Raw genomic sequence first — 19,702 nt, 5'->3', positions numbered from 1 at the left:
GTGCAAATTTGCGGTGAGTTTTTTTAAAAACGACTTGTCTTAAACTGCAGCTTCTTCTTCAGGAGCCGTTTCAAATTCCATATGATCCACTATTTCTACTGCTGCTTCCGGTTTAGAACCTTTGAGCGCATTGAATCTTTCTAATTGTTCGAGTTCTCCTTCTTCCCCACTGAAATAAGGAAAAACATCCATAATAGGAGATTCCGAAATAGCAGGTATGGTATAATCGCCCATCGTGCCTTTCATTACACTGGTGGTGTTATCATAAGCCTCTTTTACATCGTTAGCCTGCACTAATAAATACATATTGGTCTTACGTTCTTTACCGCTTTCTTCGTCATACGCCAATAATGAAACTTTAGATCGAAACCAACGATCCGCATTTTCGAAAGGATGAATCTCAGCATAATTGGCCACTTTTATATTCGTGATTTTAAATTCCTCACTGATATACGCCGACATCTCTTCATTGATTCTGCTTTCGGCTTCCGTATAGGATAACGCGTCTACCAAGTACGGTTCTGTCGTAATCTTTTGTCCGCCAGTTTCATCCGTTTTTCTATATTTTACTTTGCATTCGTACCAAGTTGTGCCCATTTCTTTTTTTTTAAGGATGTCAAAGATAGATTTAAAAGGAAAAAAAAAGCATCATTCCTAAAATAGATATTCACAATTTCAGATGAAGATTGGTGTTGCTATAAACTTCATTCTGGTTCTATTTACAGTGTTAAAATTATGTTAAACAAAAACTAAACAGTTGTTTAAATTAAACACTTGTTTAGTTTTGTTTTTGAAAAAATTAAATTCCATTGAAAAGTAATTTTAACGACAAACAAATTCAAATTCTCGAAGTTGCAGAAACGCTTTTTGCAGAAAAAGGATTTGATGGTACTTCCATTCGAAACATAGCAAAAGTGGCAAAAATCAACATTGCCATGGTTTCGTATTACTTTGGTTCCAAAGAACGATTACTGGAATCGCTTATTGTTTACAGAACTTCGGATCTTAAAAATCAATTAGAAAATTTATTGCAGGAAGATCTGGAACCTATTGACAAAATCAATAAGCTGATTGAATTGTACATCAATAGAATCAATAGCAACCGAGGAATATACAGAATTTTACACTTCGAATTTACCTCTAAAAAGAGAGAACAAAATCTCCAGGCTTTTTCTGAATTAAAAAAAGGAAATTTAAAATCCCTTGAAACCATTATCGAGGAAGGTCAGAAAAAAGGCATTTTCAGAAAAGACGTTATTATTCCGCTTATTACACCTACAATTTTGGGTACTTTCTTTCATTTTCACATGAATAAACCTTTCTTCGAAAATTTATTAAACTTGAAAACCGAAGATTTATACAACAATTACATCAAAACCAATTTGACAAAGCACATTCAACAAACTATAAAAGCACTTCTGATATATGAAAGTTAGTCAACTCATGCTCTTCGGGATTTTCTTTATTGGAATTTCATCCGTAGCAGCACAAGAAAAAACAAGTTTAACATTGAACGAAGCCATTAATTTGGCTTGGACCAAGAGCAATGAAGTTACTCTGGCCAATACAAAAGTAAAAACTAAAAAGTACGAGCTGCAATCCACAAAAAACAATCAATATCCTGATTTGAAACTATCGGGTCAATACCAAAGATTGGCAAATGCATCGGTAGATTTTAAAATAAATCAAAATAATTCCGGTTCACAAGAACCGCTTCCTATAGTAAATCAATTGATGATTGGACAGTTGAACGCCAGTGTTCCTGTATTTTCTGGTTTTAAAATCCAAAACAGCATCAAAGTGTATGAGAATCTTTATGAAGCTGAAATGGCAACAGCATCACAAACAAAAGAGGAAATCGCTTTACGGGTTATTGATTATTATGCCGGTTTATACAAAGCACAAAAAACAATTGAACTGCTGAAAGAAAATCAAAAAAGTGCACAACAACGTGTAAACGATTTTATCGAGTTAGAAAAAAACGGAATTATTCCTAAAAACGACCTTTTAAAATCACAATTACAAGCCTCAAAAATCCAATTGTCATTAGACGAAACGAATAATAATTTAAAAATCATTAATTTTTATTTGGTTACGCTTTTAAAATTAAATCCAGACACCAAACTAGAGATTCGTGAAAGTGATTTTATTGATTTTCAAATGACCAATATCCCAACAAATGAGTTGCCGGCATTAGAAAATCGTAAAGATTTAGAAGCCATTCGATTTCAGGGAAAAGCAAGCGAAGCCAATATCAAAATAGCTAAAGGATCTTATTATCCTGCAATTGCAATCATTGGCGGTTACACAGCATTAGACTTGAGCAATGTTATCACCGTACAAAATGCGATGAATATTGGTGTGGGTATTTCCTATGATTTGAGTGCCATTCTTAAAAATGGAACGCTGGTAAAACTGGCTGAATATAAATTTCTTGAAGTACAAAACGCTGAGGCCATACTAACGGATTATATCAAAGTTCAGGTTCAAAAAGCAATTGAAGATTACGATTTGGCTTTAAAACAAAATGTAGTTTACGGACAGGCAGTAGAGCAATCTTCAGAAAATTACCGAATCATAAAAGACAAATATGACAACGGACTTTCGGATACGAATGATTTACTGGAAGCTGATGTGGAGCAACTAAGTTCTAAAATCAATAAAGCATTGGCGAAAGCAAATACCATTCAAAAATACTACGAGTTACTGTCGGTAACTGGACAATTATCTCAAACCTTTACTATTTCAAAAAACTAATCATACCTACCATGGAAAAGAAAAAAACAAATACAAAATTTATTATTATCCTAGTGGCTTTGGTAGTTTTAGGTGGAACTTACGGAACTTATAAATACATGCATTCCTTGGCTCACGAAGAAACAGACGATGCGCAAATTGAAAAAAACATGAATCCTATTATTCCAAGAGTTTCAGGATATGTGGATAAAGTGTATATCAAAGACAATGATTTTGTAAAAAAAGGCGATACCCTTTTTACTATCGATAAAAGAGATTACCAATTAAAAATTGAAGAAGCCAATGCTGCTATGATTGGCGCTGAAGGCAGTTTTGAAGTTTCTAAAGCGGATATTGGAAGTGCTTTGGCTAACATTTCAGTATCTGATGCTAATGTGCAATCAGCGGGTGGAAATATCGAATCGGCAAAAATTAGACTGGATCGTATTACGAGTGATTACAACAGATACAACAATTTGTACAAAAGCCATTCGATTACAAAACAACAATACGAGCAAGCTTTGGCTGCAAAATTGGAAGCAGAAAGTCAAGTACGCGTTTTACAACAACAACAGAGAGCAAGTGCTTTTCAAAAATCGGTAATTGTAGCCAAATCGAAAGTTTCAGACAAACAAACTGAAGTGGCCGCTGCCAATATCAAAAGAGCCAAAGCGTTACTTGATGCGGCAAAATTAAATTTGACTTACACTTCTGTAACTGCTGCGATTGATGGCCAGGTTTCAAAAATTGACATTCAACCGGGACAATTAGTGCAACCGGGACAATCGTTATTTTATATTATCAATAACAAAGAAGCTTGGGTAATTGCTAATTTCAAAGAAACGCAGTTGAACAAAATGGTCATTGGTCAAAAAGTTACCGTAAAAGTCGATGCGTATCCCGGATATGATTTTCAAGGTTCAATCACTTCGTTCTCACCTGCTACAGGCTCACGTTTTTCATTACTTCCTCCTGATAATGCTACTGGAAACTTTGTAAAAACAATCCAAAGATTACCCGTTAAAATAAGTTTGAACACCTCTAATGATCCTGAAAAAATAAAATTACTTCGCCCGGGAATGAACGTGGATGTAGATGTACATTTAAAATAAATTCACTCTTTTGATGATTTCTAAAATGTCAGAAACGGCAATATTTTTAAGAAAATGATAGTTTACACTTTAGTATAAAATGGTACAAACAGGAGAAGATGATTTAGTAGAATATGGCTTTAGAAGAGTCATAATTACCATTACAGCCGTTCTTTGTGCTATGCTTGAAATTGTAGATACTACAATTGTAAATGTAGCTTTAAACAATATGCGAGGCAGCCTTGGTGCATCACTTACTGATGTGGCATGGGTTATCACTGCTTATGCTATTGCAAATGTGATTGTGATTCCTATGACCAGTTGGTTGTCACAACAATTTGGGCGTCGAAATTATTTTGCGGTTTCCATTATTATTTTTACCGTCGCTTCCTTTTTATGCGGTAATGCCAATAATATTTGGGAATTAGTCACTTTTAGATTCATTCAAGGATTGGGTGGTGGCGCTTTATTAGTAACTGCGCAAACGATAATTACCGAGAGTTATCCTGTTGCCAAAAGAGGAATGGCGCAAGCTATTTACGGAATGGGAGTTATTGTAGGGCCTACTCTTGGACCGCCTTTGGGAGGTTATATTGTAGATCATTTTTCATGGCCTTATATCTTTTACATCAACATTCCTATCGGAATTATCGCTACTTTACTGACGCTGTCTTTTGTAAAAAGCCCTAAATACGGGGATAAACTAAAAGCCAGTCAGGTCGATTGGTGGGGGATTTTTCTTTTAACGGCTTTTATTGGCTCCTTACAATATGTTTTGGAACACGGTCAACAAGACGATTGGTTCAATAATAATACGATTGTTCTGCTTTCTGTTATTTCTGTTTTTGGTTTGTTGCTCTTTATTTGGAGAGAACTCACTTATAAACATCCCATCGTAAATTTAAGGGTTCTAAAAGATACCAACTTGAGAATAGGAACCATTATGTGTTTTATTCTAGGTTTCGGATTGTATGGTTCCACCTTTATCATCCCTATTTACACACAATCCGTTTTAGGTTGGAGTGCTTTGGATGCCGGTTTATTGTTAATTCCAAGTTCTATTACTACTGGAATTATGATGCCATTCATTGGTAAAATGATTCAGCGTGGCGTACCACAAGCGTATATGGTAGCTGCAGGATTTTTATTGTTTTTCTTTTTTACGTATTGGATGCAACAGGTCATCACACCAGATTCTGGTGAAGAACATTTATATTGGCCATTGATATTAAGAGGAATTGGATTGGGATTGTTATTTGTTCCTATTTCTACACTTTCATTATCCACTTTAAAAGGAAAAAGTATTGGTGAAGGAGCCGCTTTTACGGGAATGATGCGACAATTGGGAGGCTCTTTTGGTATTGCCATTATTACCACTTTTATTGCCCGATTCAATCAGGAACACCGTGTAAATCTTATTTCGCATCTCAATTCAACTTCTTATGAAGTACAAAAAACAGTGCAACAGCTAAAAATGGGATTCATGTCCAAAGGCTATTCTGAAAATGAAGCTTTGGCAAAAGCCTACAAAGCCATTGAATATAAAGTAATGGTACAAAGTTCCGTACTCTCTTATATGGACATCTTTTTATACTTAGGCGCGTTATTTTTATTTTGTATTCCTTTTATACTTTTGATAAAGAAAGGGAAAAACAAAATCAATCCTGCCGATGCAATGCATTAGTAAAGACGCGATTAATCGCGTCTCTACGCTATCGTGTAAAAACCAAATGATTTCCTTCCGATACATTAGCATCAAATTGATAGCCATCGTAATTGAAACCTTTTAAATCTTCAATCGTTTTAGCATCGGTATCGATAATATAACGCACCATCATTCCCCTTGCCTTCTTGGCAAAAAAACTGATTATTTTTAGTTTTCCATTTTTGTAATCTTTGAATTCCGGAGTGATTACAGGAACTTTCAACGCCTTGACATCAATTGCCGAAAAATATTCATTGCTCGCTAAATTGACAAACAACTCGTCTTTTTCAAGCTCTTTATTTAAAGCTTTAGTAACGGTTGGCTTCCAAAATTCATATAGGTTTTTGCTTTCGCCAATAGGTAATTTGGTTCCCATTTCCAGACGGTAGGCTTGAATCAAATCCAATGGTTTCAGCAATCCGTACAAACCGGATAGTATTCTCAAACGATCTTGTAAAGCTTCTAACTTTTTTTCAGAAATCGAATAGGCATCTAATCCAATGTACACATCCCCATCAAAAGTATACACTGCCGGACGTGCATTTGAAGTTGTAAAAGGTGTTTTCCAATCTTGATTTCGCTTCCAGTTCAAATCAGCCAGTTTATCCGAAATACTCATTAAATCCGATAAATCAGCGGGCTTTTTTTCTTTTAAAACTTTGTGAACTTGTCGCGATTCTTTTAAAAATAAAGGTTCGGTGTGCAATTGAGTGGGTAACTGTTTGTCAAAATTTAAGGACTTGGCTGGCGATATTACAATTTTCATACACAATACTCTTTCGAGCTCTTTTTATTAATTCTTCCAAAAGTACTAATTGAAATCAAGAAATCAAGAATCTTTAAATTGATTTGTTTAATAGTGCCATAGATAATGAAAATTGTTTCCTAATTTAATTATTTTTGAGTTTAAAATAAACTACACTTCCATAATTATGAACCCAATTGAAATTAGAAAAGCGACACTATCTGATCTGGAAACAATCCAAAATATAAGTATCCAAACTTTTAAAGAGACTTTTGCCGCAGTAAATACGCCCGAAAATATTGCCAATTATGTAAAAGAAAGTTTCAATTCGGAACAATTAACAACTGAATTGAACAATGTAAACTCCCAGTTTTATGTAGCGTATTCGAATGCAGAAGCCGTTGGTTATCTAAAAATAAACTTCAGTTATGCCCAAACTGAAACCATCAACGGAAATGCTTTAGAAGTGCATCGAATTTATGTTTTACAAACTTTTCATGGAAAAAATATTGGCCAACTGTTGCTTGACGAAGCAAAAAAGATTGCACAACGTACTGGCGTTGATTATATTTGGCTCGGTGTCTGGGAAGAAAATCACAGAGCACTTCGATTTTACACTAAAAATGGATTTGTTGTATTTGACAAACACGTTTTTACGTTAGGAAATGACGAACAAACCGATTTATTGATGCAACTTTTAATCAAATAATACATGACCAATACGTTATCCTCCGAAACAGAAAAGCCAGTCCGAATTTTGAACGCTGCCGTAATTGTAGCCGCGCTGGGTTATTTTGTTGATATTTATGATTTATTGCTTTTTGGAATCGTTCGTACTGATAGTCTAAAAGATTTAGGAATAACCGGTGATGCAATTCGAAATCAGGGGGAATTTTTGATTAGTATGCAAATGTTCGGAATGCTTTTTGGCGGTATTCTTTGGGGAATATTAGGCGATAAAAAAGGGCGTATTTCCGTTTTATTTGGTTCTATCTTGATTTATTCGGTGGCCAATATTGCTAACGGAATGGTGACCACAGTTGATGGATACGCGTTCTGGAGATTGATAGCAGGAATTGGTCTTGCGGGAGAATTAGGCGCCGGAATTACTTTGGTAACCGAAAGTTTGCCCAAAGAAAAACGAGGCTACGGAACGATGATTGTAGCATCAGTTGGTGTTTCGGGTGCTGTGGTTGCTTATTTAGTCTATCAGGTTTTTCAGGATTGGCGTTTGTGTTATTATGCCGGAGGCGTTTTAGGACTTCTATTATTGTTTTTACGAATCAGTATTTCTGAATCAGGCATGTTCAAAAAAGTACAAGAAAGCGAGGAGAAGAAAGGCGATTTCCTTTCTTTATTTACCAATAAAAAACGCTTTTCAAAATACATACAATGCATTCTTATCGGAATTCCGTTGTGGTTTTTGGTAGGCGTATTAATAACTTTCTCTCCGGAATTTGCCAAAGCACTGGGCGTTCAGGGTTTTGAAACGATTGCTGCAGGAAAAGCTATCGCTTGGTGTTACGGTGGATTGGTTTTTGGCGATATTGCCAGCGGATTGTTAAGTCAGTGGCTGAAAAGTCGAAAAAAAGTGATGTACTTGTTTCTGACGTTTAATCTGATTATGGTTTTTATGTTCCTAAATGCATTTGGAATTTCAGCATCCACTTTTTATCTTCTTTGTTTTATTATGGGCTTCTCTGTAGGCTATTGGGTATTGTTTGTTACTATTGCAGCGGAACAATTTGGAACCAATATTCGTGCAACCGTTACTACGACTGTTCCAAATTTTGTTCGGGGTTCGTTGCCGCTGATTATTATCATTTATGGTTTTTTCAGAGACACTGTTTTTGATGGAGACATCTTGAAATCGGCCATGATTGTTGGAACACTATTATCGGTAATTTCAATTTTAGCACTTTGGAAATTAAAAGAAACCTTCCATACGGATTTGAATTATTCCGAAAACGAAACGCAACCTTTCCTATAGCTTTCTTATTTAAAATCTAAAATGAAATGGAATACATCATCATTTGTCTCGCTGCATTAATAGGTTCCGGTTTGACATTATTTTCTGGATTTGGTCTTGGAACGCTACTTGTTCCTGTCTTTGGGCTATTTTTCCCTATCGAAATGGCTATTTTACTTACTGCAATAGTTCATTTTCTAAACAATCTTTTTAAATTATTTTTATTGGGGAAAAGCGCTAATCTAAATGTAGTTTTACGCTTTGGGATTCCAGCAATTATTTTTGCATTTCTTGGTGCTTATGTACTTTCTTTATTGACAGATATGCAACCACTAACGGATTATCAAATAGGAAATCACACTTTTGAAATTATGCCAATAAAACTGATTATTGGAATTGTGTTGTTATTTTTCTCTCTATTTGAAGTTGTGCCAAGTTTTGTCAATTTACAATTTGACAAGAAATACCTTCCTGTAGGAGGAATTTTGAGTGGTTTTTTTGGTGGTCTTTCCGGAAATCAAGGTGCTTTAAGAGCCGCTTTTTTGATAAGAGCTAATTTATCCAAACAATCTTTCATTGCAACCGGTGTGGTAATCGCTTGTTTAGTGGACATTTCCAGACTAACTGTTTATTCCAAACAAATACTGAATAATCAAAGTCAATTTGATTACACTTTACTGACTCTAGCCACACTTTCAGCATTTATTGGAGCTTATTTTGGCAATAAATTACTAAAAAAAGTTACCTTAGTAACCATTCAAAATATAGTGACTTTTATGCTTATTCTATTTGCTATTCTATTGATAATTGGAATTATTTAAACTTAAAAACAGATTTTTTAAATTCAAATTAGAGGACAATGGCTTTTACGTATTGATTAGAAAACTAATTTAAGAATGAAAAATAATTCAAAAATCAAAATAGCTATGACTAATTTCACTGACAATAGTAAAGGCAATGATGTTGACAACTATTTAATTAAACTGCCAGAAAAGCAAAGAGTTACTTTAGATAAATTACGAAAAATCATTAAAACAGTAGCGCCAGAAGCGGAAGAGTTTATTAGTTATAAAATGCCTGCCTACAAATTTCATGGTATGTTGTGTAGCTTTGCTGCATTTAAAAATCATTGTAGTTTTTATCCATGGAATGCAACTACTGTCGAACAATTTAAAGACGAATTAAAAGATTTCAGTTTAGCCAGTGGAACCATCCGTTTTACTCCTGAAAAACCAATTCCTGAAGCACTTTTAAAGAAAATTATTCAAGCGAGAATGAAGGATAATTTAAACAAGTCTAAAAAATAACGGAATAACAACAAATCCTAAAAACTAATCGGCAACAATTTTATAAGTAGGATCTTCCAGAATATTTACGTCTATCACGGTATCGGCATTTTTCAATAACGCTCTGCAATCTGCACTTAAATGTCGCAAATGAACCGTTTTATTGAGCTTGGCATACCGTTCCGTAATTTTATTCACGGCATCAATCGCACTCATATCAGTAATTTTACTTTCTTTAAAATCAATAATTACTTCGTTTGGATCATTGGAGACATCAAATTTCTCTGAAAAAGCAGTTGTTGATCCAAAAAATAAAGGACCGTATATTTCATAATGTTTCACTCCTTTTTCATCCATATATTTCTTGGCTCGAATTCTTTTGGCACTTTCCCAAGCAAAGACCAAAGCAGAAATAATCACTCCAATTAAAACGGCTAAAGCCAAATTATGCAATACAATAGTTATCAATGCCACTAATACTCCAACAAAAATATCGTGTTTTGGCATTTTATTGATGATTCTAAAACTCGCCCATTCAAAAGTTCCTATTGCCACCATAATCATAACACCAACCAAAGCCGCCATAGGCAATTGTTCAATTATTGGGGCACCAAATAAAATAATTCCAAGTATGGTTAACGCAGCAATAATTCCCGACAATCGCGCTCTGGAACCAGCCGAAAGATTCACTAAAGTTTGAGCAATCATAGGACAACCGCCCATCCCGAAGAAAAAACCATTCAAAATATTCGCACTCCCTTGCGCAATGCATTCTCGATTTCCGCTTCCTTTTGTTTCGGTGATTTCATCCACTAAATTCAATGTCAATAAGCCTTCTGTCAATCCAACCGAAGCCATGATTAACGCGTACGGAAATATAATTTGCAACGTTTCGAAGTTTATGGGAATATTAGGGATATGAAATGGCGGAAAACCACCACTTACTGAAGCGATATCACGTACAGTTTTGGTTTCGATGCCAAGGAAAAAAACCAATGCAAACACCACAATAATAGCAACTAATGACGCTGGAACTGCTTTAGTCACTTTTGGAAAAAATAATACAATTCCAATTGTCAATGCAACCAAACCCAGCATAATCAACATGGGACTTCCAGAAAGCCACTCACTTTGTCCGTTGACGATGGTTTTGAATTGTTCCAATTGTGACATGAAAATAATAACCGCTAATCCATTCACAAACCCAAACATTACGGGTTGCGGTACTAAACGAATAAATTTCCCGAGTTTAAAAACGCCAACTAAAATTTGTAAAATCCCCGCTAAAGCAACTGCTGCAAAAACATATTCTATCCCATTTGATTTCATTAAAGCGATTAAAACAATCACGGTTGCTCCTGCTCCTCCCGAAACCATTCCGGGTCGACCTCCTAATATTGCAGTAACCAACCCCATTATAAAAGCGGCATATAAACCTGCTAACGGTGGTAATCCAGCCAATATTGCGAAAGAAAGTGACTCTGGAATCATGGTCATGGCGACGGTTAATCCTGCTAAAATTTCCGTCTTGTAGTCAACAACTTGCTTAAAATCAAATAATTTAAAATATTTTTTCATGTTTTAGATAACTTGGTATGTCAATAGTGCTATTGGGATTTATAATATCAAATCCCGGTAGAAGTCAATTTATTAATACAAAATTGTATTAATAAATTGATGCAAAGGACTTATTCAAAGTAGTATAACTGAGAAAAAAATCAGACTTGTTTTTCAAAGAGTGGCAAAAATAAAACTTTTTATTCGATGTGTAAAATAGAAATCGGAATTGCGTAAATTTGGCAAAAATTTATCTTTACTTGAAATGTTCCTTAAAATTTATGAATTTGTACCCTAAATAAGTGGTATAAATTATAATAAATTGATTTTGACAATCATACATTAGTTAAAAATACTCGCATATTAATTGAAAGAGCTGGCAAAACCATCCTTTCGATAAAAATTTAAAAACATGAAATTAATTTATACTTTCCTTTTAATAACGGTACTAAATAGTACATATTCTCAAGCTCCAAATGACTATTTTGAAAAAATCAGAAACAATGAAGCGGAACTAACCGCTTTCTTTTCACAGATGCCAAAAGGCGGCGATTTACACCACCACTATTCCGGTTCTATTTATGCTGAGCCCTTATTACAACGTGCCATTGCTGATGATTTTTATCTCAATACCGAAACGATGGATGTTTTAAAAGAAAAACCATCAACCGGAAACTGGGAACAATTTTCGACGTTAAAAAGTAACGGAACATTAGACGTATACAAGCAAAAAATCATGCAAAAATGGTCTGTAAAAGACTATAATCATGTGGATTACCCATCAGATAAATTATTTTTCGAATCCTTTATGAAGTTTGAACCAGCCATCAAAGGAAATTTTGGACAAGGTTTATTGGAACTAAAAAACAGAGCCATTTCAGAAAATGTCAGTTATATTGAAACGCAATTATCTACAATTCCAACTGCAATGAATACGGATGATTTGACGCAATTCAATTCCAGATTGCGAAAATTAGCTTTGGCAAAAGACGAAAAAGCAATTCTAAAATCATTGGATTCTGTTTACAATTCTTTACTGAAAAAAGATGCTGAATCCTACGCCAAAGAGTTCAATACCAATTTTGTGGCAAAGCTTCACAAGGACCTTAAAATTGATGACAAACAATTTACGATGCGATATCAAAATTTTGTATTGCGTTTCATGGAACCCGTAGATTTATTTAAAAATCTCGTAATTGCATTTATTTCGGCAGATGAAAGTCCGCTGATGGCAGGAGTTAACATTGTTTCTCCGGAAGATGGTGAAACCTCGATGAAAGATTATTGGTTGCACATGGTCATGTTTAAATACTGTCATTCCCGCTATCCAAATGTAAAATACACGATGCATGCCGGCGAGCTGACGCTTGGTTTGGTACAACCGGAAGAACTGACTTGGCATATTGGCGCAGCCGTTTATACTGCAGGAGCCAACCGTATCGGTCACGGAGTAGATATGGCGTACGAGAAAGATTCGTATAATTTATTGCGTTATATGGCGAAGAAAAACATTCCTATCGAAATTAACTTAGTGAGTAACGAATTCATTTTGAAAGTGAAAGAAAGTCGTCATCCGTTGACTTTGTATAAAGATTTTGGCGTTCCCATAGTAATCAGCACAGATGATGCAGGTATTTTACGCACCAATATGACCGAGCAATATGTTTTGTTAGCCAAAAGATACAAAGACGTTTCCTATTCAGATATTAAGCAATTTGTTTACAACAGCATTAATTACAGTTTTATAAAAGAAGCAGCCGTAAAAAAGCAATTGCTTAAAGATTTAGACACCCGATTTAAAACTTTCGAAGCGAATTTTCCAATGAAATAAACTATTTATAAAGATAAAAAGAAACTCTTAATAATGGTTTTTCCTTTAAAAATATAAAAAACAAAGTCCCTGTCCCGATTGCTATCGGGAGGGGCTTTTTTTATGCTTTTTGATTGTTTTATTTTAAGGCATTTTTTACTTTTCGAGTTATTATTTTTATTATATTTGACACAACCTACTTGATTTACAAATAGTTAAAAACAAACTGTTTGCAAATAGCATTTCTTTATTTTAATTGTTTACAAACATGATAAATTATTGAAAAATGAGTAGATCTTTAATCTGGTATTGCCGAAGACATCCGTTACTATACAAAATACGGTTTAAGTTACTTTCTAAAAAGGCCACTTTTGATAGGATTGAAAGTTTTTGTTACAATAACTTAAACAAAACTACAGAAATACCCGAAATTTATTTTGAACTAAATCCATTAATTTTCGTAAAAAAAGAAGCTGTAACAAGTGATCTTGATAAAGCGAAAAAGATAGCCGTTTGGTTGAGAAACTATATAAAAGGAGGCCCTGGATTAGGTAAATCCTCAGATGCAACCCTAAGAAAAATGATAAACGGTGAAGGTGGCGTTTGCAGCGATTTTTCTCAAGTCTATAATAATTTCTGTGTCATAAACGATTTAAAAGTAAAAGAATGGGGATTGAAGATCGTATCAAACGATCCTAGCATTAAAGGTGGACATGCTTTTAATGAAATCTATTCCAATGAATTAAAAAAATGGGTTTTAATTGATGTTTCTAAATCAGTTCTTTTTTATCCCATAAATCAAACCGTTCCCTTATCGGTTTTTGATTATATCCAATTAAAAAAGGAAAAACAAGAAATCTGTTTTTCCAGTTTTAACGAAAAAACGATAATGGACAATAAAAGAATAACCGATTTGTATATCACTTCTAATCCTTCTCCTTTTGTGATTACAAATTATCACAACAAAACCTATGACTCCTATTTAAATACTCTAAAATTCCTGCCAGGACCTTTCACTCACGGATTATTGTTTCTTATTGGAAAAAGCTATTTTTTTGAGTTTCCTATTCATTAATCAATTTATCGCATCTCTTATTCCAAGTTATAGCAATAAAAAAATCCGCTCGAAAGCGGATTCCTTATTGTAATAGAATAACCCTTTGGGTGTAATTAGTTTTTAATTATAATTTTCGTCAGTTCGAGTGATTTTCGTCAGAAAATCGTATCGAGAACAAGAAAATTTTGAATTAAAAACAATTCTCGTCCCGATAGCTATCGGGACATTTTTTGTTCCGTTTTACTCCACAAAAAACACTCGAACTGACGTTTTGAATAATTACACCCAACGGTAATAGAACACTGAAATTTTATTATTTTGGGTTTAAGATCATGTCGATTCTTTTAATCGCATCTTCATAATGGTATTTTGTTTCTGCATTTACAGCTCTGGTTCTAGCAACTGATAAAGTGGATTTTAAACTTGTCAATTCGCCTCTGACCAATGCTCTCACATCCGATTGCGCCACATTATAATAGTCCGAAGGGCGACCCAATTTAATTTCTTCTTTCATCAGATAACTCATTCTTTCAATATAGGCACGTTGTAAATTTCTTCTGTAAATAGTCACATTCGAACCTAAACTGGCTTCTTTCCAAATTCCTCTGCGCATATCACCCAGTAAATCCAACGCTTTATAATTAGCAGTACCCATTATTTCTGCATCCATTAATCGGCCAATACGCTCAAAACTCATCACATTATTCAAATGTCTGGCTTGTAAATTTCGGAAACGCTCTGTGTACCCGGAGTAATCAATGTTTTTCAACGTACTCACATTCACCAACCACGTTGGAGAAGCAAAAGCGTTGGCTTGCAACCATTGCATCGCTTCTTGCTGCTTTGCTTTTGGCACAATATCATAAATACTTCCCTTTTGGTTTGGCTTTTTGGTAGTTTCATAAACACCTCCAACATTGGTCACCACATGCCCTACATACCTGCTCCATACATCCATCATCTCTTTGTACAACTCATCTAAATCCTCGTAATTGTTAGTGACATCACTGGTCCATTCTGATAAATGCGCCGCAACATATTGCAAGTTTCTAAGTCCGTAAGAACCTGCTTTCATTGAATTATTTCCAATATCTTCCGTTTGTGAAGACGGATCAAAACTGCTGCTTTGTTTCCCGTATTTATAGATAGGATTTTCGGCTTTTTCCATAATCCATTTGTCTAATGTCGGCACTTCAACCTCAGGTGAAGTCGCATTTGGAATAACTCTGTACCCCCAATTAGTGGCATAATGATCGTAAGGCCCCATTTGGCGGATAAAGCGAACGTTTTTATCTCCCGGTTGTGCGATGTAATTAAAACGGGCATAATCCATCAAACTGGCTGCGATTCCGTTTTTCTGTGTAAAATCACCATTTCTGTAATTTTCAGTATCATAAGCGCAACTTGCCCCCATATTATGAGGAAAACCAAGAGCATGTCCCACTTCATGGGCGATAACCATGCGCATCATTTCACCCATTTCTTCATCACTTGTATTTAATGTTCTTGCTGTAGGATTTGCAGCTCCTGTTTCCAATAAATAGCGATTTCTGTACGAACGCAAATGGTTGTGGTACCAAATCACGTCGCTCTCGATAATTTCTCCCGTTCTGGGATCAGAAACGCTGGGTCCAACGGCATTACGCGTCGTGCTCGCCACGTAACGAATCACCGAATAACGGATGTCTTCCGGGCTGAAATCAGGATCTTGTTCTTTCAATGGTGCGTCTTTGGCGATAATTGCATTTTTAAAACCAGCCGTTTCAAAGGGCTTTTGCCAATCTTCAATTCCTTGTTTGATGTACTTACGCAATTTTTCAGGCGTGGCAGGATCTAAATAATACACAATAGGTTTGATTGGTTCCACCAGTTCGCCTTTTGCGTAAGCGACAGGATCTTTAGGTTCCAATCTCCAACGTTGGATATACGTTTTACTGTCAGATTTTAATTCATTACTCCCGTAATCGATTTGATTCATCGTAAACCATCCCACGCGCGGATCAGCCAATCGGGGTTGCATTGGTTTTTCAGGCAATAAAATCATCGACTGATTCATTTGGATGCTTATCGTTTCTGAATCCTCCTGAACAGGCGGTTTAGAAGCGTTGTAGGTGAAATCCTGAATCACTTCAATGTTCATTGGGAAACTTTTCATCGTATTGATAAAACTGCGGGAATCATCCATTCCTTTGACTTTATAGGTTTCTCTCATTTCTGCCGATAAACCGCTGATCGCTTTCACATCGGTGCCATAAAATTTAGTTACATCAATCACCGTATTTGCGGAATCTTTGCTGAAGGCTACGATATCAAAAGCAAATAAGGTAGGCTCATAATTATTGGATTTCACCGAAATGCTGATAGGCAAACTGTCATTGGCAACAGCACTGAATGATTTTATCTTGATAAGGATTTTATCCTGAAAACGCTGCCAAACAATCAATTGTTCATTGGTTTCGGAACCTGCATTTACGTATCCGCCGCCTAAATTAGAAGGCAGTTTAGACAAACGACTTACTAAAAGCATGTCTTTATCCAAGTATTTATTGGGGATTTCGAAGAAATATTTTTTATCTACTTTGTGTACCGTAAACAATCCTTCGTCTGAAACGGCGTCTTTAGTAATTACCTTGCTGTACTCCTTGATGGTGGGTTCCGGTTTCTTTTCGGGAGGAGGAACTACAGCGGCATTTTTATCTTTTTTCTTTTTTGACTGTGCAAATTGGGTGGCAGGCATGAGCATCGCTGCAGCGATTGCAGTTAAAATGAAAAATTTCTTCATTTATTGGTTGTTTAATGGTTAATCAATATCAAAAATAAATTTTAGCGCCAGCAAATTGAATAGTATTCATTGGTTTAACTTTTAATTAACAACCGTTCTGTTTCTTGTTGCACATTTCATACAGGAATCAGTAGCAATGTTTTTATGAAATGATTTTTTGCTTGATTTTAGCAGATGAAATTAGTTTTAAGAAATCGATTTATTTGTGAGAATAATTAGATTATATTTGAGAAATAAATACTGACGATTGTCAGACATAGCAACCCACTTTTGGGTGGATAAGTCGTACGTTGTCAGACGTATAAATAAGTTATACGTCACTTTCTAGCGACAGAAAAACGAATAAAAATCAATAAAATTATGATAAAACCGATTCGAATTACATTTTTTTATCTACTCATTATAACATCACTTTTTTTTAATTCTTGTAATAATTTAATTCCAACCGCTTTTTGGAAAAATTTTGAGAGCGATTATATAGTTGAAAACATTAGCGACCAAGGTCCATATGGCGGACATAGAGCAATGTATTGGAAAACAGAATCTAAAAAAACTTTTAAATCTGAAAAAATAATAGCATTTGCTAAAGAAAATGGATGGACTTTGACAGGAACTGAAAAGTTTAATTCAGAAAGTATGAAAGATTGGAAAGAAAATGGAAAATCTGTTTTTCCTCTGACTTCTCAAGGTTTTAAGCCCGAATTATTGGAAGATAATATATCTAAAGATTTTCCTCGATGGATTAATTCAGATATTACAGTATATAAATTTAAAACAAATTTTGTAACTATTGAACCAGGAACCGATAACTCGATTGAAGAAAATGGTTTTGTCATAATTAACAAAGACGGAAATGAAATGAGCGTTTATAATTTATGGGGAGAATAATATAGTAAATAAAAAAAGCGAACGCATAACAGCTACTACAACGGATTTGGGCAATAGGCTTAATGGAAAGTTGGTTTTGTATTTGGGAAGATTTGGCAAATCCGAAAAACGGGCTTAATTTAGTCCCAAACCCGCTGTAGTACCGGGACGTTGGTGGCAATAACCTCCGTAGAAGAAGCTTAAGCAACTTTAATTAGGAAGACGTAAGCTAGGCAGAATATTTTAAAATATATAAAAAGTAGCCTGAAAATAGCCAAAATTTAGACGAAATAACTGGTGACGAAACCTTACTACTATGAATGCATTAGAAAAATACAACATAAAATTCATTAATAAGATAGTTGATGGCAGAGTTTATAAAATTGCCACAGGAGGTCTTGGATATATTCAATCAATAAAAAGTGTTTCAGCTTTAAATGAATATATTGATATGACAACTACTACAATTAATGGTGATTTCAGTTCTATAGAAGAAGATCCAGATGTTAGCAGTAGTTATGAAGTTGCTTTTCTCACTCCTAATGGAGTTGAGGTAATGGACCGTGATGTAGAAAATGTTATTGATGTAATCCCTTTACAAGATTTCAAAGAAATGTTAGTTGGTTGGAGAGATTTTTTATTAACACCACCATTAAATGGTGAATATGGTATTGAAAGATCCTTAAAGCAAAAAGAAATCAATCCTGATGAATTTGATACCCTAATAGAAGTGGCTAAAGATAAAATTTTAGAACATCAATTAACAACATACCCTAAGCAAAATAGAAGAGTATTCATTCTATGGCTCTCTTTGTTTGTAGCATTTCTTCTTTTTTTCCTCATTATTCTACCATCATTAAATATTGCTAATGGAATAATCCCGCTTTCAATAGTGGGGGCAATGGGTATAAGTTTTTCTGGATTTAAATCTATATTGTATTATAAAAGTTGGAAAAAAGACTTTATCGAAAAAGTGGGGAAACCAAAATTTGATTTGCAAACCTATTTTCTAATATCTAGTTTACCAACTATTTTATTCTATTTTTTAATTTCTTGGAATTTTATAAGCGGTCCAGGCTATAATCTATATAAACTAGGCATAACCAGTAAAGTAATAAAATCTTTACTCCCATGAATACTTTTAAAAATAGAAATAAAATATTGGAATAGAAATTTACTCTTGCACAACTAGCGTGTTGTTACAGCCCCCAACAGCTACTACAACGTTAGGTGCTATTTTCACAGGACTTTTGAGAAATTAAGAAATAATAATTATATGGAAAATTCAGAATACAATCCTTATGTATTGGTCTCGTTTGAAAAACAAAACGACAACAATTATATTCTTGGAATCTTACCAATTAACTATGATGAAAATTATTACTACGAAATCCATATCAAAACCGAATATCCATATGTAAACAATATTAAAGAATCAATTGGTAGTTATATCTATGTTGATTTAATCTCTAAAAACCTTATGGAAATCTATACAGGAGAATATTACGAAGAGAGTTGTAGTGATGGTGATTTTGAGTACATTTCTTATGATTACAAAAAAACAGAAAAAGAAAATAAGATTAGTTGGAAACCTAAATTTCTCTACTTAAAATCTGAATTTAAAAAACTATTCGATTCTAAACTAAAACCATACGAATTAACCAGAAGAATGGTTATTGATAATTATCGAAGTGTCTATCTAGAAGAGATTGAAAAGTGTAGCAAAGAAGAAATCGACAAACTAAATAAGGGTAGTTTCTGGCACTCCATCTATCAACTCTTTGAATATAATCCATCTTGGGATAGTTTTAATAAACTAATAGACCCTAACTATCAATATTATCCGCCGACACAAAAAGATTGGGAAGTTGAATATTTAGAGTTGGAAAAAATATATAATCATTTAAAAGTTATTGAAACTGAAAATTATGCAGTCATTAAAGTACATATGGTTGAATTATATAAAAGAGCATTTAATCGGATGTTACCAAATTTGAAGTATAATAATAAAGAAATTGACGAAAACATATTTATAGATTTTTTTAATGTTATTATGGGAAAATTAAATCAGAAAGAAAATTGAAAAAAACAGCACCT

At 34.3% G+C, this 19,702-nt stretch carries 17 protein-coding genes; 13 read left to right on the top strand and 4 right to left on the bottom strand.

Features of this window, described 5'->3' with window-relative positions; genetic code table 11:
• Positions 1-39: 39 nt before the first annotated feature.
• Positions 40-597 carry a DUF4494 domain-containing protein gene (locus tag E0I26_RS14445; RefSeq protein WP_131917149.1) on the bottom strand — a complete coding sequence of 186 codons (558 nt, stop codon included), beginning with the start codon at positions 595-597 and terminating at the stop codon, positions 40-42.
• A 212-nt stretch (positions 598-809) separates the two neighbouring features.
• Between E0I26_RS14445 and E0I26_RS14440 the strand changes: the two genes are divergently transcribed.
• The 4 genes from E0I26_RS14440 (at position 810) to E0I26_RS14425 (ending at position 5,511) form a co-directional block, all read left to right on the top strand.
• On the top strand, positions 810-1,436 hold the full coding sequence (locus E0I26_RS14440; RefSeq protein WP_369869774.1) for a TetR/AcrR family transcriptional regulator: 627 nt from the start codon (positions 810-812) through the stop codon (positions 1,434-1,436).
• On the top strand, positions 1,426-2,757 hold the full coding sequence (locus E0I26_RS14435; protein WP_131917148.1) for a TolC family protein: 1,332 nt from the start codon (positions 1,426-1,428) through the stop codon (positions 2,755-2,757). Before E0I26_RS14440 ends, E0I26_RS14435 begins: the two co-directional genes overlap by 11 nt.
• An 11-nt stretch (positions 2,758-2,768) precedes the next feature.
• Entirely contained in the window at positions 2,769-3,848 is a 1,080-nt protein-coding gene (locus tag E0I26_RS14430) for an HlyD family secretion protein (RefSeq protein WP_131917147.1), read from the top strand.
• Between the two features lie 79 nt (positions 3,849-3,927).
• Positions 3,928-5,511, top strand: coding sequence for a DHA2 family efflux MFS transporter permease subunit (locus E0I26_RS14425; protein ID WP_131917146.1), 1,584 nt, complete (start codon positions 3,928-3,930; stop codon positions 5,509-5,511).
• Between the two features lie 28 nt (positions 5,512-5,539).
• Here the strand turns inward: E0I26_RS14425 and yaaA are convergent, their stop codons facing one another.
• Positions 5,540-6,298 (bottom strand): peroxide stress protein YaaA, encoded by a 759-nt coding sequence (gene yaaA, locus E0I26_RS14420; protein WP_131917145.1) that lies wholly within the window; start codon positions 6,296-6,298, stop codon positions 5,540-5,542.
• A 166-nt stretch (positions 6,299-6,464) separates the two neighbouring features.
• On the opposite strand from yaaA, the gene E0I26_RS14415 reads away from it, so the two are divergent.
• From E0I26_RS14415 to E0I26_RS14400, 4 genes are all read left to right on the top strand, one after another.
• Positions 6,465-6,986 (top strand): GNAT family N-acetyltransferase, encoded by a 522-nt coding sequence (locus E0I26_RS14415; protein ID WP_131917144.1) that lies wholly within the window; start codon positions 6,465-6,467, stop codon positions 6,984-6,986.
• Between the two features lie 3 nt (positions 6,987-6,989).
• Positions 6,990-8,267 (top strand): MFS transporter, encoded by a 1,278-nt coding sequence (locus E0I26_RS14410; RefSeq protein WP_131917143.1) that lies wholly within the window; start codon positions 6,990-6,992, stop codon positions 8,265-8,267.
• A 26-nt stretch (positions 8,268-8,293) separates the two neighbouring features.
• Positions 8,294-9,067: a sulfite exporter TauE/SafE family protein gene (locus E0I26_RS14405; RefSeq protein WP_131917142.1), complete on the top strand. Its 774-nt coding sequence runs from the start codon at positions 8,294-8,296 to the stop codon at positions 9,065-9,067.
• Between the two features lie 75 nt (positions 9,068-9,142).
• Positions 9,143-9,553, top strand: a complete 411-nt coding sequence (locus E0I26_RS14400; RefSeq protein ID WP_205728804.1) for an iron chaperone — start codon at positions 9,143-9,145, stop codon at positions 9,551-9,553.
• Positions 9,554-9,577: 24 nt separating this feature from the next.
• Here E0I26_RS14400 and E0I26_RS14395 read toward each other — a convergent pair whose 3' ends face one another.
• On the bottom strand, positions 9,578-11,110 hold the full coding sequence (locus E0I26_RS14395; RefSeq protein WP_131917141.1) for a SulP family inorganic anion transporter: 1,533 nt from the start codon (positions 11,108-11,110) through the stop codon (positions 9,578-9,580).
• Between the two features lie 391 nt (positions 11,111-11,501).
• Between E0I26_RS14395 and E0I26_RS14390 the strand changes: the two genes are divergently transcribed.
• On the top strand, positions 11,502-12,920 hold the full coding sequence (locus tag E0I26_RS14390; RefSeq protein WP_131917140.1) for an amidohydrolase family protein: 1,419 nt from the start codon (positions 11,502-11,504) through the stop codon (positions 12,918-12,920).
• A 265-nt stretch (positions 12,921-13,185) separates the two neighbouring features.
• A complete protein-coding gene (locus E0I26_RS14385) occupies positions 13,186-13,974 on the top strand; it encodes a transglutaminase domain-containing protein (RefSeq protein ID WP_131917139.1) in 789 nt (262 codons plus the stop codon).
• Between the two features lie 295 nt (positions 13,975-14,269).
• Here the strand turns inward: E0I26_RS14385 and E0I26_RS14380 are convergent, their stop codons facing one another.
• Positions 14,270-16,738, bottom strand: coding sequence for a zinc-dependent metalloprotease (locus E0I26_RS14380; RefSeq protein WP_131917138.1), 2,469 nt, complete (start codon positions 16,736-16,738; stop codon positions 14,270-14,272).
• Positions 16,739-17,098: 360 nt separating this feature from the next.
• Between E0I26_RS14380 and E0I26_RS14375 the strand changes: the two genes are divergently transcribed.
• From E0I26_RS14375 to E0I26_RS14365, 3 genes are all read left to right on the top strand, one after another.
• A complete protein-coding gene (locus E0I26_RS14375) occupies positions 17,099-17,626 on the top strand; it encodes a hypothetical protein (protein ID WP_131917137.1) in 528 nt (175 codons plus the stop codon).
• 295 nt (positions 17,627-17,921) lie between these two features.
• A complete protein-coding gene (locus tag E0I26_RS14370) occupies positions 17,922-18,740 on the top strand; it encodes a hypothetical protein (RefSeq protein WP_131917136.1) in 819 nt (272 codons plus the stop codon).
• Between the two features lie 141 nt (positions 18,741-18,881).
• Complete coding sequence (locus E0I26_RS14365; protein WP_131917135.1) at positions 18,882-19,688, top strand: hypothetical protein; 807 nt, start codon at positions 18,882-18,884, stop codon at positions 19,686-19,688.
• Positions 19,689-19,702: the final 14 nt, after the last annotated feature.

It is taken from the genome of Flavobacterium rhamnosiphilum (assembly GCF_004349195.1).
Taxonomy (GTDB): Bacteria; Bacteroidota; Bacteroidia; order Flavobacteriales; family Flavobacteriaceae; genus Flavobacterium; species Flavobacterium rhamnosiphilum.
The sequence above is the reverse complement of the archived record's forward strand: the minus strand, read 5'-3'. Positions and strand labels throughout refer to the sequence as shown.